This window comes from Haloarcula sp. 1CSR25-25 (assembly GCF_032027985.1).
GTDB lineage: Archaea > Halobacteriota > Halobacteria > Halobacteriales > Haloarculaceae > Haloarcula.
The window spans coordinates 393520-419721 of record NZ_JAHYBW010000003.1; the positions used below are offsets into that span (position 1 = coordinate 393520).

Here is a 26202-nt window from a genome sequence, read left to right on the forward strand (position 1 = left end):
AGTTCCTCAAGGCGTTACGCCGACTGCCCCTCTGGCGTCGGGATCGGCTCGTCGATCCAGTCCTCGTAGAACGTCTCGATGTCCGGCTCGAACTCGTGGATGAGCGGGTACCCCGGCATAACGTTGGTCACTTCAAGCAGCGTCTTGCAGCCCGGACAGAAGAACTCGCGTAGCTCCATGTAATCGGGGTGTGGGTGCATGTCCGCGGGGTAGATCTCGAGGTACGCCTCCTCGGAGTCCCGGACGTTGATGAGCGCGTCCGCCTTCCAGTTCTGGTCGTGCTCGCAGAACTCGTGGCCGCAGTCGCACTTGATGACCCACCGGTCCTCGGATTTGGCGACGACGTACAGGTGGTCCGCGTACGGGATGACGATGGGGTCGTCCCAGTCGACCCGCTCCTGCAGGACGTCACGGACCTGCTGGAACCGGTCGGCGTCCTTGAAATCGCTCATCATGTTGTGCAGCTGATTCCACTCCAGGTTGTCGTCGACGAGGTCTTCGATGTGTTCGCGTGGGTAGGATTCTGGCATGTGTGGTCACCTCTGTGTCAGTCGTCGTCCATTGCTTTGCCGACCGCCCCGTCGCCGAACGAGGCTTTCGGGGTCGGCAGGTCGCGAATCGACCGTTCGGCCGTCCACGTGTACGGCACCTCCGGTTCGTCGTCGCGCCCGACGCCGAGCCACGTCTCGTGGCCTTTCGTCGGGTTCTTCCATTTCTTTTTCGTCCCGGATTTGAAGCGCCCGTCCAGAGAGCGCTCCGCCTTCTCGCTGAGGTCGAACTCGAAATCGTCCGGGAGGTCCCAGAACTCGTGGTAGAACTCGGCGAACTGCTTGCTCATCCGCATGCTGCTCTCGTAGGTCTTCTTGACGTCGTCGATGAGGTTCTCCTCGTTCTGGATGCGGTCACGCTGCTGTTCGTACCACTCCGACACCGGTTGGGCTTTCTCGGCGCGCTCCTCCATTCGTTTCTCGCGGAGCTCTTCAGTCGCCGCTTCGTCGAGTTCCCACTCGCCCTGGACGGCGGAGTTGTGCTTTGCCTCGTCGTTGACCTTGTTGACCACGACAGCGTAGGCGTCTTTGGCGTGGCGGGGGAGGACGTACCCGTCGTGGATGTCAGAAAGGACGTCCTCTGGGTCACGTTCGAGCGGGTCGCCGAGTCCCGACCCACCGCGGAGGTAGTTCAGGTACAGGTCGTAGTCGTCGAACTGCTTGGGCGTGCTGATGCCTTCGGGGCGGCGGGTGATCTCGCCGTCGATCTTGGACTCGAACTCGCCGCTCTCAGGGTCGAGGTCGTGCTGCGGGTAGTCCTCGCCGTTCTCGAAGCGGTCCTCCAGATCCGTGTCCTGTGCGTTCAGGATGTACCCTGACGCCGCGGGGTAGCCGCCGAAGAGGCCGCCGTCGCTGGTCATGTAGCCGTTGCCCATCTCGTACAGCAGCCACCGGCTCACGTCCTTGATCGTCCGCATCGACTCGAAGCCCGCGCCGCCGGCACGGCGCCCAGCGCCGCCGGTGTTCGGTTTCACGGCTCGACCGAGGAACGGCAGCGGCTCCGTCATCTCCCAGACTTCGGCGTCGCCCATGTCACCTTCGGGGTTCCAGATGGCGGCCGCGTGGGGTTCGCCGTCCTCGACGTACCGGGCGCCCACGCCCTCACAGGCCGACTCGAAGGAGTTGACGGCGTGGAGCTTGTCGAACTGGTCGATACCGCCGCCCTGCAGCCAGTTCGACGTGTTCGCGTTGCCGGCGTTGATCTCCTCCCAGAAGCCACGCGAGTAGTAGCCTCTGGACAGGTGCTGCCAGAGCGGGGCCCAGGCCGAGACCAGGAAGTGCCAGGCGTAGGCGTGGGCAGTCTCGGTGTTCTGCGTGTTCGCCCACGACCCGACCGGCAGGTGGAAGTCACAGCTGTAGTACGCGCCGTCGTTGACGTTCGAGTTGGGGATGACAGTTTGGGTGAGCATCACCCAGATACCGCCCTGGATTGCGGCCGGGGTACAGTTGTAGGGGTGCCAGCCCCACTTGTTTGCGCCCTCGAAGGAGACCTGGAACGACCCGTCTTCGCGGACGTGCAGCTCCGAGGGGGCGTGCATGATGTGGTTCTCGTTCGCGTACTCGCGGGTGAGGTTCCCCTGACCCTCGTAGAGCGCGTCGACGAACGATGCGCCGCGGTAGGTGCCGGGCAACATCGTCTTCCTGATGCGGTTTCGGAAGCCCCGGCGCCCGTCTTCGACTGCCTCCCGGGAGAGCTGTTTGAACCGGTCGATACCGTACTCGTCGATGATGTCGTTGACCGCGTTCCGAATCATCAGACAGCCGGTCATCCGGGTCTTCTCGTCGAGTTTCAGGAAGTCCGGCGTCCGGGTCTTGTCCGGGAAGTCGTTCTTCCAGGAGTTGTATATCTCGAGGTCCTCGCCGATTTTGCGGGCCGTGTAGTAAGCGCCGTCGCCGAAGCGGGAGGCCTGGGAGACGTTCATGCTGCCGGGACCGATGGCTCCGGCGTCGATGACGTGGTTGACGCCGCCGGCCCAGGCGACGAGTTCGCCGTCGTGGAAAATGGGGATCAACGTCATGATGTCGCACGGATGCACGTCCCCGACGTGCGTGTCGTTGTTGACGAAGATGTCTCCCGGTTCGATACCGGGGCTCTCCTCGTAATCGTGGTTGATCATGTATTTGATGGCCTCGCTCATCGTGTGGATGTGCACGATGATACCCGTCGAGACGGCGATAGAGTCGCCTTCCGGGGTGAACAGGCCATAACAGAGCTCACCCTCCTGCTCGACAATCGGTGTCGCGGCCACCTCTTTCGAGGTCTCGCGTGCAGTCACGAGGTCGCCCCGCAACTGGGCGAACATCTGTTCATACTTTATCGGTTCCTCGTTTTTGAACTCGAGTCTCTCGAAGCCGGCGTAGTGGTCCGTCTCCTCCGTCTTCCGTTCGAGTTCTTCGAACTGTTCTCGGAGCGTCTTGCCGTCCCAGCCGATTCCGTCGCCCTGTGCCTGTTTCTCGTGAACCTTCTCTTTCTCGCGTCGCATGCGGGGGAAGCTCTCCCCGGAGTCGTGTTCTGAGCTCATGATGTGGTGTTGTACTGCGGGCATCTGTTCGGAGCCAGATGCGGGCTCGTACAGTGCACCTACCTCACCGCCGGAGTCCGAACGGCGGGATAGATGCATCGCTGTACAAGAGCGGAATCCCGCTCTCACTCGGTTCTGGTCAGGTGGTGGACACGGTGCTCGTCGAGGTAGGTCTCACAGTCCGGCGGGAGCGCGTAGGTCGTCGCGGCGCCCTCCATCACGGCCGGACCAGTGAGTTCGTTCCCGGGCTGGAGCGCGTGGAGGTCGTAGATCTCCGTCTCCATCCACTCGCCGTCCCAGTACGCCTCCCGGGTCTCCTTGAACGCCCCCTCGGGCGGCTCCGGACCCTGGGTCTCCTCGGTCGGTATCTCCGGCTTGACGACGTCCCGGACGCCGCGGACCGACGCCTGCGTCACAGTGTGTCCGAGCTCCGGAGACCGGGCCTCCTCGGAGTAGGTGCGCCGGTACTCCTCCTCGAAGGTGTCGAGCAGCCGTTCGAGCTTCTCGGGCGTGTCGACGCGGCTGACCGGTGACTCGATGTCGATGCTGTTGAGCTGTCCCTGGTACTGGCCGAGAATGTTGTACTGGAACTCGATCTCGCTCCGGCCGATGTTGCTGTTCTCGAACTCGTCTTCGACCTTCTGTTCGAGGTTCTTCCAGACCTCGGTGAGTTCCTGGCCGGCGGTTTCGGCCGCGTCCTCCATCGAGAGGTCGGGGTCGATGTCGATACTCGTCGTCTGGTCGTAGCGGTACTCGTAGTCGGCGGCGCCACAGCCAAACGCCGAGAAGCCGGCCGCCCACTCGGGGATGAGCACTTCGTCGAAACCCAGGTCCTTGGTGTAGCCGGCGGTGTGGACGGGGCCGCCCCCGCCGTACGAGAGGCACTTGAAGTTCGACGGGGCGTACCCCTCGCCGGTCACGACCGCTTCGAGGTCGTTCCGGAGCTTGCTCTCCAGGATGTCGATGACTCCCTGTGCGGCTTCGTAGACCCCCATCCCGAGCGGGTCGGCGATCTGCTCTTTGATCTCCCGCTCGGCCACCTCGCGGTCGATGGGCATGTCCCCGCCGAGGAAGTTCTCGGGGTTGATCCAGCCCATCGCGACGTGACAGTCCGTCACGGTGACCGTCTCGACGTCCGTTTCGACCGCGCTGACGCCGACCTGGTCGCCGGCGCTTTCGGGGCCCAGTTCGATCTTGTCGAAGGTCGGATTGACCCGCACGTAGCTGCCCGTTCCCGCGCCGACACTCTCCATGTTGACCATCGGCAGGGACAGCAGGAGGCGGGCCATCTCCGGGCTGTAGTCGATCTGCCAGTCGTTCCCGATGATGATGCCCATGTCGAAGCTGGTCCCGCCGATGTCGGTACAGACCAGGTTCTCGTAGTCGAGTTTCTCCCCGAAATAGTTGGCACCGATCATCCCGCCGATCGGGCCCGAGATGAGCGTCCGGGCCAGTTCGTTCGCGTGGATGTCGATGGTCCCGCCGTGACTCGCCATCACGCGAACGCCGACGTTTCCGCCCTGCTCGTCGACGGAGTCTTGGATGTTCGTGAGCTGGTCTCTGGACGGCTCGGCGGCGAACGCCTCCGCGGTGACCGTGTTCAGCCGCTCGGACTCTTTCAGTGTCGGGTAGTATTCGCTCGACAGCATCACCGTCGTGTCCATCCCCCGTTCGTCGATTATCTCCTCGGCGATCTCCTGGGTCCGGTGTTCGTGGTCGCCGTTCTTGTAGGAGTGGAGATACATCACGACGATGTGGTCGACGTCCTGGTCGAGCAGGTCGTTGACCCCCTCCCGAACGTCGTCTTCGTACAACGGAACCAGTGTGTTCCCCTTGACGTCAATGCGCTCTCTGACGCCGCGGATCTGGTTCCGCGGAATCAGCGGCTCGGGGTGTTTGTGGGTGTTGACGTGGAGCCTGTCCGAGTAGGAGTAGCCGGTGTAGGACTGCCGGCCACGCCCCATCCGGAGCGTGTCTTCCATCCCGCCGGTGATGAGAATCCCCACGTCGACCTCGCTCTCGCGTTCGACGAGCCGGTTCAACATCGCGGTGCCCGAATACACCGTCGAGACGAGGTTCGGGAACCCCTCCTCGACGGTCAGGTCCCAGTCCTCGAGGGCGTCCTGTGAGGACTTGATGAACCCCCGGGACTCGTCGTCCGGTGTGGTCTTGGCCTTCCCGACAGTGAACTCCCCGTTTGAGTCCATGAGGAAGGTATCTGTCATCGTCCCGCCAGCGTCGATCGACAGTATCTCTGCGTTGTGGTGGGCCGAGGGGTCGTCTTCTGAACTTGCCATCACGATGCTCAATTGACCATTGTAGGTTAATCGTTACCACGAACTACGAGAACCCGGACTGACAGCCCGAAACGCGCCGGGAACATATGTTTCATGTTTAAAAATGTAGGATGGTGATGCCGGGACCCCGGATCTCCGTCCGGTCGTGCAATCTGGCTGTAGCCCGGGGCTCACTCAAGATTCTTTGCGCTCCGGTCGGGATGGAACCCCATGGTGCTCGTTCAGGCGCTGTCGTACACGGCGCTCGCTGTCGTGGCTGCCCTGGTCGGTGGCGTGATTGCCGTCTACCGCCCCCCGGGCCCTCAGATGGAAAGCAACATCCAACACTTCGCGGCCGGTGTCGTGACGGCCGCCGTCGCCGCTGAACTGCTGCCGGACATTCACGGTCGGGCGCCCCGGGTCGTCGTCTTCGGGTTCGCAGTCGGGGTCGTGACGATGCTCGGCATCCACCAACTGAGCAAAACCATCGAGAAGCGCGACATCGGGGGCCAGTTCGCAGGAGCGGCCGGCCTGCTCATCACTGTCAGTATCGATATGCTCATCGACGGCGTCCTCATCGGAGTGACGTTTCTCGACAATCCAGACACCGGCGTCATCATCGCCGTGGCGCTGGCCATCGAGGTGCTGTTTCTCGGCGTCGCCGGCGTCGTCGCACTGCCACGCGATATGGGCATGCTCCGGAAACTCGCAGTCCCGACAGTCTTCGGGCTGTTGCTCGCGTCGGGGGTGACCGGCGGCGTGCTTGCACTGGAAGGGGTGACCGGCGCGCCCATCGCGATTATCCTCGCCTTTGGCTCTGCCGCCCTCCTGTACCTCGTCACCGAGGAACTGCTCGTGAAGGCCGGGAAGGTCCCCGAGACACCGGTGTCGACGACCCTCTTTTTCGTCGGGTTCCTCGCTATCTTCCTCCTCGATATGCTCCACTGAGTCGGCAAGCGGACCGATGAGATGGGCCGCTACTGAGTGGGTCACTCAGGTTGTGCAGAACCCGAGAATAGCTCTGTTGAGGTGATGGTTTGTCTCCTGTCCTGCTCGAGTCCGAGTGGTAGTCTCTCTTGGCTCTGTTGAAACCCTCAGAAACTGATAGGAACTGCGCGCTATATACAGAGGCTGCGTTCAGCAGTTAGTCATCACCAGACCGTGTCCGACCGAACCACTGGATGGACCAATATGTGCTAACTGTTGCGTTCAATCCACGCGCAGAATTCGTCAAAATCCTTCGCGCCAGCCTGCTCGGCAATGCTCCGCAACGTCCCCATATCAACCTCATCATGCAGCGGCACCGGGACAGTTCGCGCGTCCGAATCGTGGTTTGCGGGCGGTTCCCAGCGGAGGATCGCATGGTCACCGTTCGTCCGGTCCCACTCGTAGATACCGCTGTTCACCATTACCTTCACAATATCTCTGCCAGAAAACGGTCCACGAGGCATATAGTCACTGGAACACGTCAGACTCATCCAGCGACCGAGAGGTGTTCTGTTCCGGGTCGATTCCCATTTCACGGAGGACCTCGTCGCTTGGTGATTCTCCGGCACCGTGATAGCCGGCGACGGCCTCATCAAGGTTTTCGAGTGCGGCTTCTCGGGTCTGGCCTTGTGACGTGACACCAGTGTCCTTGTCACGTGCCACCCACATATCGCCGCTCTCGCCAAGAGACAGTGAAATGTTGACCGGCGGTGTGAACTCCTCGTCGCCGGGGCCGTTAATATCTGTACTCATATCACGAGGGAGGTCCGGGAACGGAATAAATCTGGTGTGTCCAGTGGCTCCAGTGCTGCATACGCGCTCTGTATTCAGCACAACCGGTGAAACATATCACTGATTGAGGGTTTCAACAGAGCCACTCTCTTGTAGTACCGACTGCCCCGGCTCTGAGCTGCGGACCAGACCGTCTCAGTCACACATCAAACTGGGTTTTCAGGTCCACGACCAGTATGTACGCCACCAGTGTGAGAACGACGACTGAAAAGGCGGTCCAGAGGTGGAGGTTCACCGACCCCTCCCCGGCCCAGTGTGGGACGACCGACCGAGCGACGGGGGGCTGGAGCGGCCAGAGCAGGTCCGGAGAAACCTGTGGGTCCGGCGGCAGAAGCTGTTGATTATCGGCGACCAAATGTGAGAGATGGGCGAAGACGAACGCTGCGGCGAGTCTGACCCGCTCTGTCCGGATTCCGTAGGCGATGACAATAATCGAGAGCGGGATTGCGAACGGGAGCGAATGCATGAACACTCGCCCGGACGGGATGAGAAACAGTTCGTGGGCCAGGGGCTTGTCCACCAGGTCCGGGAACTGACTGCCGAAGAACGTGACTGCGACTAACTGGAGTGATGGGAGTTGTTGGTCCCGGAGCAGAGCGTATACTGCGACGGGGAGGAGGGCGATGATGAAATGTTCGATTGGGAGGACCATGCTCTGGCTTGGTAGTGAGGACAAGAGGGTGTGCGAGTAAATTCCTTGTGTAGGATGGAGGTGCTGCCTGTTCTACCCACGGAGGAATCTTCGTGCTTCAGTGCGGTGGGATGTCACTCGGAAAATGTCTCAAGCTTCTGTACGATCTTCATGTACACGCTGGGCGAACAGTACCATCCGGCATCGATCATCGCGTCAATAGTAGTGTGTGCCTCGTCGCTACTAATTACGCCCTCTTTCGTGGATGTCAAGATGAGAAATGCTGTGCCCCGGGTAGTGATTCCCTCGACAGCAGCGACATCACGCCCATATGTTTCGTCCATCACAGCAACGGCGTCGTGAGTGTTTGCACAGGCGAGGACAGCGACATCAGCGTCACTGAGATTACTATTTTCCTGGAGCCGCGAGTAGAGTTCAGAGGGCGATACTGAGATGACTTCGAAATGGCCAGCATCAACCTGACGCTCAACTCGACGGGCGTCCGGATAGTCCTCTTCAAGGCCGGTGGCGACAACCTCCTCGTAAACACGCTCGGGGATGACACATGGTGCATCTAGCTGCTGGACGAGCGTGAGACGGTCGACTTTCGCGAGGTAGATGAGCGGCGTGGCGTCAAAGACCCACATTCACAGAGCCTCGAGATCTGCGTCGAGATGATCGTCCGCCACCCAGGTGATATCACGTTGTTTGGCGAGTTGCGCAAAGTCCCAAATGGACATCCCCGCTATCTCAGCCGCCTTGGTGAACGTGACGGTACCTGCCGCGAGCTGATTGAGTGCCTGCTCGCGACGCCAGTCCTCGAGTCCTTCGGAGAGGAGTTTCCGGACGGCCGTGCTCTTGTCGAGTTTCTCGTCCTCAAGATACGCCTCGAGTTCGGCTTCCAGCTCGTCAGGCACCCGTGTCGAGATTGTTCCCATGTTGTTTACTTCGCATGCAATGTATACAAACGCATCGGTGCTTTGTGTGGAGTAGGTCGGGGGTGGCAGTAGCCGCTCGGCGTATCGCCGCCAGACCACCAACTCAAATGATACACGTGAACTACCCCTGCCTACTCACTCGCGGCGTGGCCGCTCGTTCCTTGAGGCAGGGCCTTCCTGCTTCCATGACGCGCTTTGCAGGAACTGGGGTGGTTACCGCAGGGAGCGCAGTCTCGACAGGCGTTCATTCGGAGTGACCCACTTCTAGTCCGGTGAGTCCACGAGAAAGAATGTTCCACGCCGCGTTTGCGTCTCTGTCCGCCTCGAACCACAGGCCGGACAGGAGTGTTCACGTACCCACAGTGGCTTGTCGGGTAGTCCGATGACTGGATTGCAAACCTGAAACTCCTACCGTTCGGGATTCCTCCGCGTCACGCGGAGGAGGTCAACCCCTGACACACGGAGTGGTGAGTGCAATATCGCCGTACACTTGCTTCATACCCGGAATCACTGCCAGAGTGAATCTGAGCGGCGCGAAACACTCCGCTCCACCACTCATCTAATCATCATAATCGGCTTCAACGGCCGCAAGAACCGGTATATCTTCTGGTTAGCTCGCAACTAGGAACATCGATGCTGATATCCTGAACGGCTGTCAACCGGGCTGTAGCGGGCCTGAAGTAGCGATGTGTGGTTCATGGCCAGGCCCCAAGACTGGGAGACATACCCCGAAAACCAGCCCTCTGTGAGAGTCATAATCGGGTTCAGTCTGGCGATTAGACGGTATGAACAGGCACGTCTAATCGGGCTGGGGCCGGGCATGCAGAACCCGGTTGTCAGGCCCGTTAGCGACGATATGGGTCCCACCGGGCGACAGCTGAATCGACAGCCAGTCGCGAATCGGTCCTAGTGCCACCCAAGACGACACGCACAACAGTTCTTGCGGCCGTGAGTGCCGATTATGAACAGCCAGGGACAACCAGAGCGCACCGAGACACTCATATACTGGCTGGAGAAGCGACGACGATAGTTATGACACATGGCGAACGGAAGCATATCCTGAACGGGAAGGCAGTGACTTCCTCCATGGCTTGCAGGCCGTAGCATCCGGCTACCCGGTATGCTGTGATCGACGGTTCCGGTGCCGACCCGCATTCAGCGGGAAACAGCGACACACTGGGGAGGGTGCCCTGTTCCCCTCGTCTGCAGGACTGGGCCCCGGTCACGCAGGGGCCCATCGGAATCGAAGTCATTGCCGTGTGACGAACAGACCCCGTCCGTCACTGCCGCTTGTCTATTGGGGCCGTCAGCTCACCGATTCCATAGCGGTCCCAGCATGTCGGGCTACAACAAAAAGAATCGATCAGTCATCCAGCTCTGCCACGTCTAGTGGTTTTCCGTCCCCGAGTGGTCGCTCAACCTTTGCCTGTTCACTCCTCGATTCTGACTGCTGTCGGAACACACCTCGTTCACGGGAAAGCGGGGGTATGCGCTCGTCTCGCTATCATCGGTCAGGGAGCTGTTTCTGCACCCAGGAGGCCGGATAGATCGCGGTACACCCGGGCGTGTCGAGGCGGAACTGCTGGGGTGGCGTCGAGTCGGCGTAGCTCTTTTGGATGCGAGGCGTCCCATCTGCCGGGGACCGGAGCACCTCGAGCAGGTTGTGGCCGGCGGACTGGGACATGACGATCCAGATCGCCTCCTCAACGTCACAATCGGCCATCTTGTCGAAATCTTCGGGGGCCGCTCGGTGCACGTCGTTGTTCATGCGTTCGGCCTCGACAGCGACAACAACCGAGCCATCGGCATCCAGTCCAGCAACGTCGAGACGCCGGCGCTCGGACGCATCGACCGCGTCGGCGATTTCCTCTGGATCCCCGCCCATCGCAGTGGCGGCGGACACAGTGGTAGTCTCCTCGTCTGCGGGTTCGTAATACGGGACGACCTCGACGACCGGCGAATCGTCAGCCTCGCGATACGCAGTTTCAAGATAGCGACGGCCAACCTCGACAGCGAGGACGTGTTCACTGGACTCTTCGAGGTCGCCTTTGCCGTGGCCGTACTCAACGCCGCGGCGGTAGTGTTCGCCGATCTCCGACCGACCGGTCGGTGTCACGGTATAGAGGCGATGTGGATGGTCCGTATCATGGCGCAAGAGATCCGCATCCAGCAGATCCTGGACCGCTTCGCTGTCGAGACCGGCATATTCCTGTAACCGGAGCATGGAGTCGGACAACAGGTCGTACTCTATCGGATCGTACCGGAGTTGCTGGGCGTTGTATACCGCCTGCAGGAACAGAAGCCTCTGGTCCGACCAGTCGGATGCCTCGCGTTCCTCAGCTGTGAGTTTGAGCTGGACCGAACAGACGGGGATATCGTCACGGTCGACTGCGTCAAGCGACGAACAACAGGAGATCGCACGCTTCATTCCCTCGATATGCGTGTCATACCGGTTCTCACAGGACTGGCAGTAGAGGGCATGGACATCGCCGGCATACCCCACGGTCGGTGGCAGCCGGTTCGTGAACGGCAGGACACTGTCGAGGCGATCGATGGCTGGCCGCTGTGTGTCGGCTTCCCCATCGGTGTCGGCAGGTGTACTGGGCGACTCGAGTCTGAGTCCGGCCCCGTCACGCGTCCGCTGGGTCACAGTCTGTACGAGGTCATCGACCGTCTCAGTCGAAATCGTCTCGCCAGTCCCGTCAGGATGGCCTGGTGGCAGTGGGAGTGACGCCACCCGAAACGGTCGTGGCTCGGGCTCGCCGAAGGGGGCTGGGAGGCGTACAAGCCACTCCCCTCGCCGGATCGCTCGCAGCACTGCACCAATGTCTGTCCCAGACAGGTCGGCGGTTGCAAGCCGTTCGGCCAGCCGACGGTCGATCGGAACGTTCCCTATCAGGTACGTCGACACGTTGTTCAGCAGTTCCCGGTACGCCCCTTCGTCAACGGCTCTGAGTTGCTCGGGAAACTGCATCGCCAGCGTCACCGAACAGCCAAAACTTCGGGACTGTGCAAGGAGGTTCTGCAAGATATTTGATGATGCGATAGTTGCAGCTTCCTCGAGATATACATTGACAAGCTGATAGGAGTCGGCACCGGGTGCTCGCTTTGCGCGTCGCCGGAGCGCAGTCCAGAGATTCGAGAGGATTACGAGCGTTAGCGCCTGGCGGGCATCACGCCGTAATCCGCCCATATCGAGGATGATAACGACGTCGTCATCGAGATAGTCAGCCAGGTCGAAGTGGGGGTCATCCGCCTGCGGAACGTGGTTGAACACACGAGCGAGGCGGCGGTCCATCGGGATCTTCTCGATCCGATTGGCCACCCCCTGCATGATCTCGTCGAAGGAACGGGCGCTGTTGGCGACGACGCCGGCGAGCATCTGTTCCAGGTCGTCATCCGAGACAGCCGGAGCAGACTGGCGTTCGTGCATCTGGCGGACGGCCGAATGCAGGTCACGGTGGGAGAACGCATCGTCGCCGTTGACCGGGTCGAACAGCGCTTTCACCAGATAGCGGATGATATCGGGTGACCGGACGGCCTGTTCGAACCGCTCGGTCCCCATGATTCCGGCGAGGATTTCGAGGTAGTGGTCAGCCGTCTCCTCGACGGCTGTCGTTCGTGGCACGCCAGCCGCGAGTTCGTCACGAATGTCGAAAAAAGACATCGCGGGCACGGTTTTCGCGCAGTCGAAGTACAGAACGTTTTCAAGCGTGCCGTGTGCGGCGTAGTGGGCTCTGAGATACGCACGAGCCATGCCATCCCCTTTCGGGTCGATGAGGATGTCAGCGCCGTCTGTAGCGTCGCAATTTCGGTGAATCGCGTTGACCAGCCCGACCGATTTCCCCGACCCCGTTTTCCCGAACCAGCCCAGATGCAACGGCTGGAGTGACGGTGCCAGTGCAATCGGCTCGAGGTCGGCGGTGTTATCCTGTGAGAGTGGCTGCCCAAGGGGGAAGCCCGCCGTCCGATAGGTCTGGAGCTGTGCCGGCGGTGGCGCTGGCAAGGCTCTCCGCTCTCCAGGTGTCGAGTTTAGCCGCCGTCGGGCCTCCGCTGTAAGGGCGCTGCCGTCCAGGAGACAGAGGCCCCCGAGTTCGCTCGCGTCGGCAACGATCGCCGGACTGGACGGGCGGGTGAACGGAAGGCGGTGTTGCAGTCGGTCGTAGTCAGCGGGCCGGAACATCCGGTCACAGATCCGGGTTCGGAGGTCGGCTGCATCCGTTCCTGTACAGACGGTGCCGGTAATCTCGTAACAGGTGTGGCTCACCTCGGCGAAGGCCGTTGCGAGGTCGTCGGCGACGTGTTGATCGACGTCGTCGCACAGGACGGCACGGACGTTGACCTCGAAGGACCGTCGGGGGTCGCGCTCGGCGAGTTCCTCAAGGCGTGCCCGATCTTCGACGGGGATTGGCGTGTCGGTGTGGGTTGGCTCGGCCGGTGCGATCAGCGCGGTGATAACCTGTCCGGTCCACGATTCCCGGCCCGCTTCGAGTTCGCGTCGCTGGAGGTCTCTGTCGGTCGACCAGTCTGCCTTCGGTTGGATGAGTATCTGCAAGAGGGCTGGGCCTTCGGTGGCAGCCATCGCCTCGACGATACTGGCCAGTGGCGTGCGGACGTGCTCGCCGTCGTTCTGGAACTCGTGTAACGGCGTGAGTCGCGTCTGCCAGTCCCTGCGACGGTCGGGTCGGCCCTCGAATCCCACGCCCGCTGCGGGCTCCTCAGGGAGGAGTGTCGGTGCCCACTGGACCGTGCTGAACTCGTAGCTGTCCGGGAACAGTGCCCGGAGGATGCGTTCCAGTGGGTCATGGAGGTCGTCGGCGTCGACGCCCACGTAGTACTGGATCGTCTGAGAGTTCGCAGGCGGGGCAACCAGATACACTTCGACTGTTGGTGGGGACTCGGTGACCCGGTCTAGGAGGCCAGTGGCGGTGTCGCGGGAGTCCAGCTGGTGGAGGCGTTCGAACTGTGCCTCGACGGTGTCTGGATCCACTGGTTCGTCCGTCGGTGTGATCCGAATGTACTGCCGGGTCTCCTCGATCAAGACCGGTAAATTGTTCTCCGCTGCCATTACAATTTTCATATATATTATTTGTTATAAATGTATGGGTGAGCGGTCGGATTGCTTGAGAACGCCCCCGGTCGCTCCAGTCGAGGGGCTCTCACGGCTCGCTTCGCTCACCGTTCGAGTGGTTGCGGCGCGGGGCGCCGCACACTCGCTGCGCGCCAGTCGGTGCTTGCGTCGCCCGTCGTCCCGGAGCGACCGGCCCTTTTTAGTCCCGCCCGATTCGGATGGGCAGGTGGCGACAGATGTGATTGAAAGGCCGTTGTGGGCTCGGAAGCAGCGTCCGACCAATGCGACAGGCCCAGTTGAATCGGTCCTGTTGAAACTCCGCAGTTGAGACAACCGACGTGCCGTAGAGAGAGCGTGAGTCCAGCACGAGAGCCGACTTTATTTCACACCGTTCACTGCAGTATCGAGCCGACAGTTATGTGAATTCGAGGATGGAGTGGGCAATCACGGATGGATATTCGTGAGGCGATACCGGACGATGCTCCAGCAGTCCGCCGGGTTGCACGCCGATCGTGGCACGAAACCTATGACGGGATTATCGGAGAGGAAGCCGTGGATGAAATGATTGACGAGTGGTACGATGTAGGCACACTGAAGAAGTCTATCGAGCGACCGGAGAACCCGATGTTCGTCGCTATCAGTGCCGATCTGGTCGGATTTGTGCAAGGCGGGCCGAGTGAAGACGGTCCCGCCGACGCAGTCCTGAGTCGGATCTATATCTCGCCGGCCAACTGGGGAGACGGAGTCGGGACGACACTTCTGGAACGGCTCTGTACTGCGCTCCGAACAGACGGACACGACTCCGTTTGGTTGTCAGTTATGGCGGATAACGACGTTGGAAGAGCGTTTTATGCGAAACACGCTTTCGAGATTCACGAAAGACGGATTGCTGAACTCGCTGGGCAGGATGTAACGGAGCTTATTCTCGTGAACCGCCTCGGGGTCAAGCCCCGAGGCTTCCCGTTTCAATGACGCGACTTGCAGGAATCGACGAAGACTGACCCCCGTCGGTTTCTACAGCGGCCGCAGTCTCCGCGGGCGTGACTTCGGCCAGTCCCAGACCTAACTCCTGAAGACCACGAGAAAGCACGTTGTACGACGCATTCGCGTCTCTGTCCGCCTCGAACCCACAACTCGGGCAACTGTGTTCACGAACCCACAACGGCTTCTCCGTCGCCACACCACACTCGGCGCACTCTTTGGTCGTCCCCGCAGAGTCCACTTGAACGACGTGCGTCCCGTACAACTCAGCCTTGTACTCCAGCATCTCGATGAACCCACGCCACGCCGCATCCTGCTTGTTCCGAGCGTTCCCGCGCTGTTGAAGCATCCCTGAGACGTTCAAGTCTTCTACGAACACGGCGTCATACGTCGAGACGAGCCACGTCGTGAGTTTGTGCTGGAAGTCCTCGACCTTTCGCTTGATTCGACGCTTGACCGTGGCGACCTCTCGGCGTTGTTTCTCCCAGTTGTTGCTTCCGTGTTCTTTGCGGGAGAGACTGCGCTGTTCCCGGCGCAAGCGGTCGTACTCGTCGGAGAGGTTGAGCCAGTCCACGCTGTCGCCATCACTCGTATAGATGTAGTTGCTGATGCCGAGGTCAACCCCAACGCAGTCCTCAGCATCTAAATCGTCCACGTTGGGTTTCTCGGGGAGTGCGGTGTCCTCGACTTCGATACCGAACGTGAGGTACCACTCACCAGTCGTCTCCTTTTTTAACGTGACTTCTTTGACTGTGGCGTTGTCGGGGATAGGTCGGTGGTATCGGATAGGGATGTCACCGATTTTGGAGAGCCAGAGTGTGGCAGTCCGACCACTCGTGTCTTTGAGTTTGAAGCCAGACTGCGAGTAGGTCACGCTCTGGTACTCTCGCGGTGACTTCCACTTGAGCCACCCGACCTTGTGTCCGTTCTGCTTCTTTTCGGAGAGATTGCTGAGGTTGTCGTAGAAGCGTTCGACGGTTTTCTGCAACGCCTTCGAGTGGACTTCCGAGAACACGGCCCACTCGTCTTTCCACTCGGTGAGGCGCTTCTGGTGCTGGTACGCCGACCCGATATTGTCCTTGTCGGTGTTGAGGGTGTTGTATTCGTAGCGGGTGTTATTGTAGGCTTGGCGATGGATGTCGATGTGGCGTTCCGCTTCCGCAGTCACGCCTGTTCGGTCAGGATAGGCGCGGAAACGGTAGTCGTACCACATCGCTATACCTTAATTATCGGTTTGTTGCTACTTATTTGTTAGTATTACAGAGTGTCGGTTTCAACCCCGGGGTCAAGCCCGGGGCATTCGCCTCGACAGCCTGTAAAGGACCTGTGAGAAGGCGGATTCTGGTGTAGCCCCAGGGATCAATATGCAAGCGGACCGATCCGTCAGAAGGCATTTTTCTCTCGGATAAGATTACGAATCGATGGCTCTCCACACCAGTAGATACAGGGTCGCGACACTACTCGTCCTGTGCCTGACAGGGGTAGCGACAGTCGCCGCCGTCAGCGGACAGACACCGACAGACGGCACCACGTCGAGCGGGAACCTCACCGTACTAGCCGCCCAGGGTGTCGTCGCCGATGACATCACCGACGACAGCGATGTCCGTGCCTTGCGTGGTGACGGGACGCTCGAAGTGGTCGACGAGGGTGAACCGGTCGTCACAGGCGATACGATAGTCCTCCAGATCCACTCCGAGCAAGTGAATGCGACCTTCACGGCGACCACCGGCACGAACACGACCGACCGGTTCTACCGGATGCTCGACGAGAGTGACACGAACATGACGGTCCGGGCGCTCGTCGGCCCGAATCGACAGCCGTACGATATCGCTCTCAACGAGAGTGATACCCACGTCGTTCACGACCGCGCGAACGCGACGCTCTCGGTCGTCGTCGATTCAAGAACCCTCGCGCTTGTCGAACGCGACACTCGCGACCCCATCGCGTTCGAGCCATCGGTCGACGAGTTCGTCGTCGAAGTCGAGACGCACACTAACTCCCGGACGGACGCCTTCGAAGACAAGTTCACGTTCTACTTCCCGGATGCAACTGTCGACTCGACCACCGCTGACCTCAGGTTCGGCGGGAATGGCCCTGCCCGGGTGGACGCCAATACGACGACACTCGATCTGTCGGGGCAGACGAATCTCCGTCCCGGAACGACGATAACTGTCGAGGCAGTTGACCCGAGCGGAGCAACCATTGCCACAGCAGTGGTGACGACGAGCGAGACTCGCTCGGAAGGTGCCAACCGGGAAGCCGTCCAATCGGCGTTTTCTGCCACACTCCGTGACGTGCCGAGCGACGAGTACGAGTGGTTCAGGCTCCGGGCGACAGGACAGGACCGGACGGTCTGGGAGCGGGACGTCATCGTTGGTCCCGAGCCGCGCTGGTCGAACCTGTCTGCGACGGCACTCGGGACGGACGGTGAAGACTGGACGCTCCGCGTTACCGTGTCATTCCGCCTCCCCGACCCTGGAATCCTGGAGGTCAAACTGCGAACGGATGGGGGCCTCGTGACGCAGGAGGCTTCAGTACCAGACGGACAGAGCTCGCAGTCTGTCTACATTCGAAACGTCTCGAGTCTGCCGGACGGCCCGATAGAACTCGAAACCCACTGGGACCGAGCGGGCGACGGGCGGCTCGTGTTCCAGGAGGACCCGCGGTTCGTGACATCGGCAAACGTTCCTCGCGGGACGAGCGACCAACTGTTCGCCCGCCTCTCGATAGACGGAGCCGATGAACTCCGAGACAGGTCGACGGCAACGACTACTGCACCGCCAACTACCGCACCGCGGACCACAACCGCTTCTCAGACGAACGTGGCCTCGGAATCTCCGACCACTGCAATCACGGATTCGCCGACTGCCAGTACCGAGGTGACCGAGACAACGGGAGAGGATAGCCCCGGCTTCGGTGCGAGCGTCACCATACTCGGCGTCGCGCTCGCTCTCCTCGTAGCCACGCGTCGGGCCTGACGACGACCAGTCCATCCTTCTCCTGTGGATGTTTTCGCCACAGTAACGTCGGTGAGCGATGCTGAAATCTACTCGGTGTCAGGGCAGATGCTCACACGCTTTCCCGTCATCGTCACCGTCTAGCCCATGGGCACCACCAGACTCCTCGTACACGTCCTGGGCAGCCGACTGTGAGGAGAAATCGTCGCAATCGTAGTCCCCGCTGTATCCGGACGACTTAGCACTGGTGTCTGTCTTGATAGCACTCGGTTCAGGTGTCAGACTCGTTTCTGTGTCGTCAGATCCGAAGACGTCGCCGGTGTCCAGTGGAGGCACAAGGCCGATAGCGCCGACAATGCCGCCCAGTACGACCAGGAGCACGACGAACACGATCCCACCAGCGACCGGGTCTTCGGCCGTCGAGATCTTCAACGAGTACCCGAGTACGACACACAGGCCAACCGCGAACACGCCCTGGCTGATGTTTCCGTTCAGGAGGTCAGTGACGCCGCTCGCTAACGCCACGAGGCTGACGCCGATAACGAGCAGCCGTCCTTTATGCATCTACTGTCGTTTACTTACCAATTACATATACACGTTGGGTCTAAAACGTCTACCCCCCAACCTCGACCATACCTGCAGGTAGAGACTCACCAGGCACCGAGTGCGTGACCACAATCTTCCAGGACGATCATAGCGTATCACCTTCGAAACCATGAGAGCCCAGTCGAGAACTCGGCTTGTAGCCTGCGCGATAACGCTGAATCGGCAATACACAGTACCATCACCGAGTCTCTCTCAATCCAATAGTCGGCAGAGAATTCGAATTCTGCGATCAGTTCCGTTCTCTCCGGGTAGAGTTCGCTCGCTCGAGTACACGTGCTCGTCGTCGCTATAATCCACGAGTTCTGGAGCATTGCGACCACGAACGCTATAATCCCAACATCGACCGAACCCGTTCTAACAGCCCACCCTGTCGATCGAAGATCTGTGCCATCTCCTCGTCGGTCAACTCGAAATCGAAAATCGAGAGGTTGGTCTTTAGATGGGCCTGGCTGGATGCCTTCGGGATCGCGGCGACCTGTGGTTGCTGGACGAGCCAGCGAAGCGCCACCTGTGCTGGTGACTTCCCATACCGGTCGCCGATCGTCGCCAGTGTGGTGTCGTCATCGATGCGGCCTTTCGCCAGCGGACTGTACGCCGTGAGCATAATGTCGTGTTCGATGCAGTACTCGAGGACGTCAGACTGGTCGGTGTAGGGATTGTATTCGACCTGGTTCGTACAGATCGGTGTCGCAGAGGCGTCGCGTGCGTTTGCAAGCTGCTTGACCGAGAAGTTACTCACACCGATGTGTCGAACCACGCCATCGCTCTGGAGTTCGTTCATCGCCTCGATCGTCTCTTCAATCGGGACGGAGCGACTCGGCCAGTGAATCAAGAGGAGATCGATTGTCTCGAGACCCAGCTTCTCCCGGCTCTCTCTGGCGACCCGTTTGGTCTCCTCGTAGCTGAGGTTCGTTCGCCAGACCTTGGTCGTGATGAACAGGTCGTCCCTGCTGACAGCCGTATCTGTGAGTGCCTGCCCGATCGCAGCCTGGTTCTCGTAGTACTCGGCCGTGTCGATATGGCGATAACCCAGTTCCAGTGCCTGTCTGACTGTCTCGGTGCAGGCCTGGCCACGCAGGCGATAGGTTCCCAACCCGAGTGCCGGAATCTCTGCCTGCCCTGTGGTGACGTATTCCATGCCTGAGCTTGGACTGACTGGAAAAAAGCTCCTGTGCCGGCGAGTGGGACGCGTCTGTCTCCTATCTCGGGGCTCATATTCCAACGTGCTCTCTGCCGGTCGCCATACTCATTGACAGAGGTGTGTTGGCTTGACGCAGTTGAAACGCCCGTTGGGCTACCTGAACTCTGCCGCTTAGCCTGGACTGGATCCTCGAAAACATGAGGAGAGTCGAATAACAGTCCAGAACTGTATTTGTTTGAGGGTGTCAGACGGTTATTTCACCATTTGCCCGGCTGCTCGAGGATATCGTCAACGATCGCTGAACCGACACGGAAGACATTCGTAATGCTTGGAATATAGCCACCCGAGTCTGCTTCAAAAAGACTCTCTCGAACCGTCTGCCCGGGATACGGCTGATCAAAGTTCGATACGCTACGGAGAGACAGGTACCGGTCGAAGTGGCCGTGCCGTCTCAGCGCACTGGCCGTGCCGAAATCCTCCTGTTCTGTCGTCGCATATGTGCCTGCGTCGTACTGGTCACAGATGTATTGTGCCTGATTCGAGAAGGTTTCACCGTGCCAGTACTCGTCGCCGGTGATTGTCGTGCCGATGTCAACAAAGGGCGTCCGCTGTGCAGCCTCTTCCGTGTAGTTTTGACGGTACTGTTTAGCCTGCTCGGAATCAGCCAAGGTTGCAGTTTCGGCGAGAGAGAGAGCACGCTCGACATGGGCCGGATCGATCTGATAAGAGTAATCAAACGGCCGGTATGGCAGCACTTCGAGAGAGAAGTTATCGGAGTCACTCTTTCCCTGTCCGTTCCCCTGGCCAGAATCACGATTGTGAACTACCCCACCCTATCGCTCGCCTGACAGCTCACGCTTGAGGGGTGGGGCTTCCTGCTTCCATGACGCACTTTGCAGACACCGAATCGGTGTCCGTAGGGAGTGCAGTCTCCACAGGCGTTGATTCGGAGTGTCCCGCTCCTAACCGCTTCTTGATACCGCGAGAAAGGATATTCCACGCCGCGTTCGCGTCTCTGTCTGCCTCGAACCCACACGCTGGACAAGAGTGTTCACGAACCCACAACGGTTTGTCCGTTTTGACACCGCAGGACGCGCACTCCTTCGTCGTGTCTTTCGGGTCAACAGCGACAAAGTGCGTTCCTTCTCGTTCGCACTTGTACTCAAGCATTCGCAGGAACGTCCCCCACGCCGCGCCTGCTCGGTTCCGTGAGTTGCCCGGTAGTTCTACCAAGCCCTTCGCGTCCAAGTCCTCTACAGCTACCAAGTCATACTCGGTGGCATAGTAGTTCGCCAACTTGTGGAGAAAGTCCCGGCGCTTTCGCTTGAGATCAGCGTGGCGTTCGGCCACTACACGACGCTGTTTCTCCCAATTTGCAGACCCGTGTTCTTTCTGCGAGAGGTCGCGCTGTGCGCGCTCCAGTCGCTCGCGCTCGTCTGAGAGGTCGGGTGATTCGACGGCGGTGCCTTCCGTGTCGTGAGCGTACTTGAGAATCCCTACGTCGATACCGATGCACTTCTCGGGATTCTCAGGCTTCGTGGGTGGGTCGTCCGGTGTCTCGATACCGAGGATGGCATACCACTTCCCGGTCGGTTCCTTCTTGATTGTGACCGTCTTGATTTCGGCGTTGTCGGGGAGGTCACGGTGGAAGGTAAGCGGAATTTCACCGAGTTTCGAGAGCCACAGCCGCGTCCGACCGCTCGTGTTTTTGAGCTTGAAGCCGGATTGACTGTAGGTGAAACTGCGGTACTCGTCCGGTGCCTTCCAGTTGAGAGTGCCGACGTGGTGCTCATTCTCTTTGCGACCACGAAGCGTCGAGAGGTTGTCGTACAGCCGTTGAACGACTTTCTGAAGAACCTTCGAGTGAACTTGTTTCAGATCGGTCCACCACTTCTTGAGGCTTGGCAGGAGCTTCTGTTCGGAGTAGGCCGATGTGTCGTCGCTTCGGTTGAGTCGGTGGAGGAAGTGGTTGTAGACCTGTCTACAGGTATCGACAGTCCACGCTAACTGGTCTTCAAGAGCGTCGGATGGTCGGAGACGATACCTGTAATTGTAGTTCATGTATCGGGCTATTCGTCGGTGGGTTCGCTTGTTCGGACGATTTTCACGTCTGCACCACGCCAGTCCTTCGGGACGAGAACGTGAGCGCCGTTACCGGTTGCTTTGGCTGTCCCGGTGATGACTTCGTGGCCTTCTATTTTGTGCCTATCCATCACTCCTGTATATACAATGTTGAAACATAAAAGTGGCGATGGGCCTGTGGGACTGCTACCGAGCAGTGTGTGAGAACTGTGCGGCGCTGTATCCCTCCCTACTCGCTCCTGTCGATCGCTCCTTGAGGGAGGGGCATCGGTGTTCGGTTAAGGCTATAAGTGCCGAATTTTCGAGCATCAGGAATTAGCTCTATTGGCTCAAAAGGCCGAGATTGGGCCATCAGCAGTAGCCCCGGGAATGCGACTCCCTCCGGAATATTACTGGCAGTGTTAACCGAATACGGATGGAGGAAGGGGCCTTAGCACCTAAATTCAGGTAAAATTGGTATCACCGGTTAGAGTGCGCAGGCAACTCAGGTTACATGATTTCAGCTCTCACCAGTCTGCAGGCTCATTCGTGCTGCAAGGTCGTTTCTAGCATCCACCACCGCTTCGATCCTCAGCCGGTTGGGATCGGTTAACACAGTGATTTATGTCCTCAGCACATAGCAGGGACGATGGGTGATGACGAGCATACTCGGACCGGCGACGGCCGTCCGAAGTACTGCGTTCAGTGTGGCGACCCGTACCGCGAGATACAACGCTTGCCAGGACTGGTCAACCAGTGCCCGACGTGTTTTGAAGACGTACTGAACGGCAGCTGAATAGACTGACGACTTGGTTTGCACCGAGTCATCTGCTGGCGACAGCTCGACAGCGCATAGAGGGGCCAGTGCTGCTGGTCCTAGTTTCGGTCTCCTCGGTGCGCTAAGCGGTCTCGGCGGGGCTGGGTACCTGCTTACACAGCGACTGCCGTCCAAGGGCTCGTCGGATCGCTGAGGACAGCACGAACGCTCGTTTGGAGATCTGTCTTGCTCGTCTATTGATCCCAGGCCTGATGCAGTGGCGAGGTGACTGGTGGCTGTGAGAGACTCCCTGGCTGGAACTCGATATCGTCCCCACCTGGCATGGTCGCTCCGTTGAGACTGGCCGTTCCATCCCCGATTGCTGTGGGACCTGCGCCGACCGTTGAGTCACAGTGAAAGCCCCCGTGGGCTCGCCGCCTGCGACTCGCTGCGCGCCGTTGGTGCTTGCATCGTCTCGGCTGTCGAGCCCACGGCCCCTTACAATCCCACCCATGTCGGGTGTGTCAGCAGCCGTTCTTCCGCCCGCCCCGCTCGCCGCTTACCGGCCGTTGCAGCACTCGGCACCGACCGTTCCGGGCGGGCTTCCGCTCCAGTGGGTGCGGGTCCTGCCGGGCGTCCGGTTTGCCGCCAGCAGGAAAGCGCGAGGGGTTGCGCTGCCGTCGCTGCTCACCCCATCACGCTTTCTCTGCTGGACGTTTGCGACGGCCGGATCGGCGCGCGTGGCTGGTTTTGTAAGCCCACGAAAGCGCTCTCACTCGCGCCCACAGGGGCGCTCGCGAAGGCGCGAGCGAGAGCGCAGTCGGGACTGTCGGGCAGTTGTCGTCGTGAAAACCGCGATGGTGGAGCATCGCGGTGTCGGCGCGTGAGCGCCTTCAGGAACCTGTGAGTTCCAATGTCAGGTAAGAAGGTCATTCGTGATAAGCGTACGGTCGCACAGAAGCGAACAGACGAGAAGCGCGGGTGGGTCGTCAACGAGACACCCGAGCTGCGGCGGTCGGTCGACCAGGAGATCCAGGGAAAGGTCGATACGAATCACCCGGACAGTTGCCGGGCGAGTATGACCCTAGAACAGGAAGAAGAAGCGATAGCGCGGGACATCGAGATTGCACGAACTCGGGTCCGAGTTGGCGAGCAGATTGAAACGCGGGAAGCCGGGTCGCGACAGGCAGTGCAGGAGGCGAGGCAGCAGGCACGGGCGCGGTTCGACGAGCGGGCCGCGAGCGTGGACCGATGGCGGGATCCAGACAAAGACGATCCACGAGCGCTGCTCTCACAGTCAGAACTCGCAACGGTCAACAGGCAGGCGGCACGGTTGGAAGAGCAACTCGATGGCTGGACGCGGGCAGCGATCAGCCGGCGGCTGGCCGAGCGGGTTGCAGACGGCCGTGAAATAACGGATGCGGTCGTCGATGTCTATGACGAACTAGATCGGGCGGCCGGGACGGTCATCCCCATTGAAAAGATTGAGAATGTCAATCGCGGCGAAGTGAGCATCGAGGGAACAGTCGTCCAGTTGTGGGACCCACGGAGTAGTGCCATCCAGAATGTCGGGTTGATCGAAGACGAAAGCGGCCGGACGAAGTTCACGGTCTGGGCGAAAAGCGAAGCCCCGCTTGTCGAAGAAGGGGACCACATCGTGTTGCGGACCGTGGCCAAGAACTGGTACGACGGACGCTGTTCGGTCGCGGTGACGTCTTGGAGCCGGATCGAGTTCCCCGAACGCGGCCAGTGGTGGTCCGAATAAGGCAGTAATGCACTCGCTTTCTTTTTTACACAACCAACCACCCTCAGCCCACCGCCCCACCCTCCGCTCCGTGCTCGCTACGCTGCGCCCGCAGCCACGACCAAAATATGAATGCTCCACAAGATGGTTCCTGTGTCGGCAATGATGAAGCGAGTCGAAAACAGGACTCAATACGTCTGGGGCGGCCGTTCGAGAATCTCGAATATCTCCTTCGCACGATACTCCTTGTTGCGCTGGTTCCCCGTGACTTCCTCCAGAACGCCTTCGTCTTCCAGTGTGTCAATTGCGCGATACGCGGTTGACCGCTCAACGTTGAGCAGGGTTGCAACTGCCTTGGTCGTCACGTAGGGTTGTTCGAAGAGTGTACATGCTAACCGGTTTTTCGCATACTGGGCATCGCCGTACTCACGTTCGTACTGGCGCCGTAGTGCATCCAGTGCTAGCATCCGATCAACAGATTCCTCGATTTGTTGCGCAACGCCTTTGATAAAAAAAAAACGATATCCACTCTCATATAATTGAATCTAGTGGGTCTAAATGCAAACAAGAGACTATTCAGGAACCCATCGGTGTGTTTCAAAAGACATCCGCAAATATGGACGTCTTGCCGCTGTGGCGTCCCCGCAGATGCTTCTGATAATCGTACTTTAGAGTATGATACTTCAAAGTATCATATTATGCCAAGACAGGGACGACACCCAATATCTGCTCCTGTTGAGTCTGTCATAGAAACTTCCTCACGAAATTTGTTTCACCGAGAGCGGATTGGATTACCCAGTCAGTACGCGTGCGTATGTATAGAATTCCACAGAGGGCGTGGGCTTTCGAGACTACGGCAAGTCATTCTGCGCGTTCAACAAGCTCTCATCATTATTCTCGACCGCTGTCCACCACGTCTTCAGTACAGCAATCGTAACGCGTTTTGGTGGTTGTTCAGTCCCGATACAAGATTGCTTGTGTGCGTCGAGATTATTAGGTGGGTGAAAATGCCGTACTGGTTTCTGGGTGCTCTTGTTCGCTGCCTCGCGTCCGAATCTAAATTCGAGTCCTTCTTCGCGATAATGGTATTTGTAGTCTCCATTTTCCCACCACTGGATATCAAAATATCCAGCCTGCGTGTGGATTCCAGGGGTAATAGTGACTCGTGCTGTTCTAACGTCCTTTCCGTCACGCGGTTCGAACGGTTTCCCTTTCTGGTATCGGAATCGCACTTTAACAACTCCTCTCCCGAGTTGTTGGTGCATCTGAGTCACGCTCTCATCAATCGCTGCTGAATCGATTGGAGAGCCGTTCCCCATCCCCATTATTCGTGTGGGGTCTGATTGTTACGGGAGGTCGTTGTGTGATTACCCGTGCGCCTATCTTCCGGTTCAACTACGATTGACGCCTGTTCTTTTGCTTCTTTGAAGCGATATGCTGCTCTGAGGTGGCTTAATTCTCGTTCTGCTGTCCGCCAGTGAGAGATGTCGTCGAGTTCATTCTGGTCGAGTTCCGTGTCTGAAATCAGAAGTTCCTCTGGGCCATTCACGTCATATTTGGATTTGTACTCTGTGAGTTCCTGTTTTATTCGCTGGATTTGATTGACAAGCGTTTCACTGCTGGCGAGTTTCCTGATCTGTTTGAGAAGCTGCCACTCTGGATCTCGACTGTATAGCTTTCCAGAGTCGGTCTGATGACTTCTAACGATGCCGTCTTCAGCAAGCTTGTTGAGTGTCGTTCTGGCTTTTGTTTCTGAGACGAGAGCTGTGTCTGAGATGTCGGACGCCGATTTCGGAGTCGTCGTTCTGTTGATCACCGTGCGAATTCGTTCGTCCGCAGTGCTCTGGGTTTTCCACTCTGCGGCGGCGAAGTCATCGATGTCCGCAAAGTCATCGTCATCAACACTGAATGGATCAATATCATCCACTGTCACCGGTTCGTCCGGGATTTCCTCTTCAGAGGGGAACTCGTCGGGGCCGTCGGGAGATGGGTCGCCAGTCATACAATACACTATGCCGCAGACACAGATATATTTTTCTGACCCGCATATATGTGCTGGAGGGTTTTGATATCGAGAAGCCGCAAACGAAACTGGAGTGCTGGTGTCCAGCACTCTGTCCTGTAGAACCGTTCCCGCGGACTGTTTTTTTGCCCCCTGAAGGGTGCGGGGCCACACACAGTGTCTCGCAG

General features: G+C 59.3%; 21 protein-coding genes and 2 pseudogenes. 5 read left to right on the top strand and 18 right to left on the bottom strand.

The features are described 5' to 3' along the window. Window positions 1–14: 14 nt before the first annotated feature. From KZ498_RS11775 to KZ498_RS11785, 3 genes are all read right to left on the bottom strand, one after another. Entirely contained in the window at window positions 15–530 is a 516-nt protein-coding gene (locus KZ498_RS11775; RefSeq protein ID WP_312619030.1) for an acetone carboxylase subunit gamma, read from the bottom strand. Between the two features lie 17 nt (window positions 531–547). Continuing rightward, window positions 548–3070: a hydantoinase B/oxoprolinase family protein gene (locus KZ498_RS11780; RefSeq protein WP_312619032.1), complete on the bottom strand. Its 2523-nt coding sequence runs from the start codon at window positions 3068–3070 to the stop codon at window positions 548–550. 125 nt (window positions 3071–3195) lie between these two features. Then, window positions 3196–5367, bottom strand: a complete 2172-nt coding sequence (locus KZ498_RS11785) for a hydantoinase/oxoprolinase family protein (RefSeq protein ID WP_312619034.1) — start codon at window positions 5365–5367, stop codon at window positions 3196–3198. 210 nt (window positions 5368–5577) lie between these two features. Here KZ498_RS11785 and KZ498_RS11790 point away from each other — a divergent pair, with 210 nt between their 5' ends. Then, complete coding sequence (locus tag KZ498_RS11790) at window positions 5578–6294, top strand: hypothetical protein (RefSeq protein WP_312619036.1); 717 nt, start codon at window positions 5578–5580, stop codon at window positions 6292–6294. A gap of 248 nt (window positions 6295–6542) precedes the next feature. On the opposite strand, the gene KZ498_RS11795 is transcribed toward KZ498_RS11790, so the two are convergent. From KZ498_RS11795 to KZ498_RS11825, 7 genes and pseudogenes are all read right to left on the bottom strand, one after another. After that, a complete protein-coding gene (locus tag KZ498_RS11795) occupies window positions 6543–6797 on the bottom strand; it encodes a type II toxin-antitoxin system HicA family toxin (RefSeq protein ID WP_312619038.1) in 255 nt (84 codons plus the stop codon). Window positions 6798–6801: 4 nt separating this feature from the next. Continuing rightward, the gene (locus tag KZ498_RS11800; RefSeq protein ID WP_312619040.1) at window positions 6802–7086 is read right to left on the bottom strand and encodes a type II toxin-antitoxin system HicB family antitoxin; all 285 of its coding nucleotides are present in this window, start codon (window positions 7084–7086) and stop codon (window positions 6802–6804) included. Window positions 7087–7264: 178 nt separating this feature from the next. Next, window positions 7265–7777, bottom strand: coding sequence for a metal-dependent hydrolase (locus KZ498_RS11805; protein ID WP_312619042.1), 513 nt, complete (start codon window positions 7775–7777; stop codon window positions 7265–7267). Window positions 7778–7890: 113 nt separating this feature from the next. Beyond that, a complete protein-coding gene (locus tag KZ498_RS11810) occupies window positions 7891–8403 on the bottom strand; it encodes a DUF3368 domain-containing protein (protein ID WP_312619044.1) in 513 nt (170 codons plus the stop codon). Next, window positions 8404–8694: a UPF0175 family protein gene (locus KZ498_RS11815; protein ID WP_312619045.1), complete on the bottom strand. Its 291-nt coding sequence runs from the start codon at window positions 8692–8694 to the stop codon at window positions 8404–8406. A 121-nt stretch (window positions 8695–8815) separates the two neighbouring features. Beyond that, window positions 8816–9066: pseudogene (locus tag KZ498_RS11820) on the bottom strand (zinc ribbon domain-containing protein); the annotation flags it as partial. A gap of 1132 nt (window positions 9067–10198) precedes the next feature. Beyond that, the gene (locus tag KZ498_RS11825) at window positions 10199–13762 is read right to left on the bottom strand and encodes a TraM recognition domain-containing protein (protein WP_312619046.1); all 3564 of its coding nucleotides are present in this window, start codon (window positions 13760–13762) and stop codon (window positions 10199–10201) included. A 453-nt stretch (window positions 13763–14215) separates the two neighbouring features. Here KZ498_RS11825 and KZ498_RS11830 point away from each other — a divergent pair, with 453 nt between their 5' ends. Next, entirely contained in the window at window positions 14216–14737 is a 522-nt protein-coding gene (locus KZ498_RS11830) for a GNAT family N-acetyltransferase (RefSeq protein WP_312619048.1), read from the top strand. Here the strand turns inward: KZ498_RS11830 and KZ498_RS11835 are convergent. Continuing rightward, window positions 14709–15959, bottom strand: coding sequence for a transposase (locus tag KZ498_RS11835; RefSeq protein ID WP_312619050.1), 1251 nt, complete (start codon window positions 15957–15959; stop codon window positions 14709–14711). The genes KZ498_RS11830 and KZ498_RS11835 overlap by 29 nt on opposite strands. A 208-nt stretch (window positions 15960–16167) precedes the next feature. Between KZ498_RS11835 and KZ498_RS11840 the strand changes: the two genes are divergently transcribed. Further along, a complete protein-coding gene (locus KZ498_RS11840) occupies window positions 16168–17724 on the top strand; it encodes a PGF-CTERM sorting domain-containing protein (protein WP_312619051.1) in 1557 nt (518 codons plus the stop codon). A 78-nt stretch (window positions 17725–17802) separates the two neighbouring features. Here the strand turns inward: KZ498_RS11840 and KZ498_RS11845 are convergent, their stop codons facing one another. From KZ498_RS11845 to KZ498_RS11865, 5 genes and pseudogenes are all read right to left on the bottom strand, one after another. Then, on the bottom strand, window positions 17803–18267 hold the full coding sequence (locus KZ498_RS11845; RefSeq protein ID WP_312619052.1) for an excalibur calcium-binding domain-containing protein: 465 nt from the start codon (window positions 18265–18267) through the stop codon (window positions 17803–17805). A gap of 367 nt (window positions 18268–18634) precedes the next feature. Continuing rightward, complete coding sequence (locus KZ498_RS11850) at window positions 18635–19447, bottom strand: aldo/keto reductase (protein WP_312619053.1); 813 nt, start codon at window positions 19445–19447, stop codon at window positions 18635–18637. Window positions 19448–19707: 260 nt separating this feature from the next. Further along, a complete protein-coding gene (locus KZ498_RS11855) occupies window positions 19708–20205 on the bottom strand; it encodes a hypothetical protein (protein WP_312619054.1) in 498 nt (165 codons plus the stop codon). Window positions 20206–20283: 78 nt separating this feature from the next. Beyond that, window positions 20284–21511 (bottom strand): annotated as a pseudogene (locus KZ498_RS11860) (RNA-guided endonuclease InsQ/TnpB family protein). A gap of 8 nt (window positions 21512–21519) precedes the next feature. Further along, a complete protein-coding gene (locus KZ498_RS11865; protein ID WP_396276120.1) occupies window positions 21520–21663 on the bottom strand; it encodes a DUF2080 family transposase-associated protein in 144 nt (47 codons plus the stop codon). Between the two features lie 497 nt (window positions 21664–22160). Here KZ498_RS11865 and KZ498_RS11870 point away from each other — a divergent pair, with 497 nt between their 5' ends. Next, window positions 22161–22307, top strand: a complete 147-nt coding sequence (locus tag KZ498_RS11870; protein WP_312619058.1) for a hypothetical protein — start codon at window positions 22161–22163, stop codon at window positions 22305–22307. Between the two features lie 874 nt (window positions 22308–23181). After that, window positions 23182–24033 carry a DNA-binding protein gene (locus KZ498_RS11875; RefSeq protein ID WP_312619059.1) on the top strand — a complete coding sequence of 284 codons (852 nt, stop codon included), beginning with the start codon at window positions 23182–23184 and terminating at the stop codon, window positions 24031–24033. 167 nt (window positions 24034–24200) lie between these two features. On the opposite strand, the gene KZ498_RS11880 is transcribed toward KZ498_RS11875, so the two are convergent. Then, on the bottom strand, window positions 24201–24479 hold the full coding sequence (locus KZ498_RS11880; protein WP_312619060.1) for a helix-turn-helix domain-containing protein: 279 nt from the start codon (window positions 24477–24479) through the stop codon (window positions 24201–24203). A gap of 857 nt (window positions 24480–25336) precedes the next feature. Beyond that, the gene (locus tag KZ498_RS11885; protein ID WP_312619061.1) at window positions 25337–26014 is read right to left on the bottom strand and encodes a winged helix-turn-helix domain-containing protein; all 678 of its coding nucleotides are present in this window, start codon (window positions 26012–26014) and stop codon (window positions 25337–25339) included. Window positions 26015–26202 lie beyond the last annotated feature (188 nt).

Bases quoted from the DNA above. Each gene is read 5' to 3' on its own strand.
- KZ498_RS11775 (WP_312619030.1), bottom strand. From the start codon at position 530: ATGCCAGAATCCTACCCACGCGAACACATCGAAGACCTCGTCGACGAC.
- KZ498_RS11780 (WP_312619032.1), bottom strand. From the start codon at position 3,070: ATGAGCTCAGAACACGACTCCGGGGAGAGCTTCCCCCGCATGCGACGC.
- KZ498_RS11785 (WP_312619034.1), bottom strand. From the start codon at position 5,367: ATGGCAAGTTCAGAAGACGACCCCTCGGCCCACCACAACGCAGAGATA.
- KZ498_RS11790 (WP_312619036.1), top strand. From the start codon at position 5,578: ATGGTGCTCGTTCAGGCGCTGTCGTACACGGCGCTCGCTGTCGTGGCT.
- KZ498_RS11795 (WP_312619038.1), bottom strand. From the start codon at position 6,797: ATGCCTCGTGGACCGTTTTCTGGCAGAGATATTGTGAAGGTAATGGTG.
- KZ498_RS11800 (WP_312619040.1), bottom strand. From the start codon at position 7,086: ATGAGTACAGATATTAACGGCCCCGGCGACGAGGAGTTCACACCGCCG.
- KZ498_RS11805 (WP_312619042.1), bottom strand. From the start codon at position 7,777: ATGGTCCTCCCAATCGAACATTTCATCATCGCCCTCCTCCCCGTCGCA.
- KZ498_RS11810 (WP_312619044.1), bottom strand. From the start codon at position 8,403: ATGTGGGTCTTTGACGCCACGCCGCTCATCTACCTCGCGAAAGTCGAC.
- KZ498_RS11815 (WP_312619045.1), bottom strand. From the start codon at position 8,694: ATGGGAACAATCTCGACACGGGTGCCTGACGAGCTGGAAGCCGAACTC.
- KZ498_RS11825 (WP_312619046.1), bottom strand. From the start codon at position 13,762: ATGGCAGCGGAGAACAATTTACCGGTCTTGATCGAGGAGACCCGGCAG.
- KZ498_RS11830 (WP_312619048.1), top strand. From the start codon at position 14,216: ATGGATATTCGTGAGGCGATACCGGACGATGCTCCAGCAGTCCGCCGG.
- KZ498_RS11835 (WP_312619050.1), bottom strand. From the start codon at position 15,959: ATGTGGTACGACTACCGTTTCCGCGCCTATCCTGACCGAACAGGCGTG.
- KZ498_RS11840 (WP_312619051.1), top strand. From the start codon at position 16,168: ATGGCTCTCCACACCAGTAGATACAGGGTCGCGACACTACTCGTCCTG.
- KZ498_RS11845 (WP_312619052.1), bottom strand. From the start codon at position 18,267: ATGCATAAAGGACGGCTGCTCGTTATCGGCGTCAGCCTCGTGGCGTTA.
- KZ498_RS11850 (WP_312619053.1), bottom strand. From the start codon at position 19,447: ATGGAATACGTCACCACAGGGCAGGCAGAGATTCCGGCACTCGGGTTG.
- KZ498_RS11865 (WP_396276120.1), bottom strand. From the start codon at position 21,663: ATGGATAGGCACAAAATAGAAGGCCACGAAGTCATCACCGGGACAGCC.
- KZ498_RS11870 (WP_312619058.1), top strand. From the start codon at position 22,161: ATGGGTGATGACGAGCATACTCGGACCGGCGACGGCCGTCCGAAGTAC.
- KZ498_RS11875 (WP_312619059.1), top strand. From the start codon at position 23,182: ATGTCAGGTAAGAAGGTCATTCGTGATAAGCGTACGGTCGCACAGAAG.
- KZ498_RS11880 (WP_312619060.1), bottom strand. From the start codon at position 24,479: ATGCTAGCACTGGATGCACTACGGCGCCAGTACGAACGTGAGTACGGC.
- KZ498_RS11885 (WP_312619061.1), bottom strand. From the start codon at position 26,014: ATGACTGGCGACCCATCTCCCGACGGCCCCGACGAGTTCCCCTCTGAA.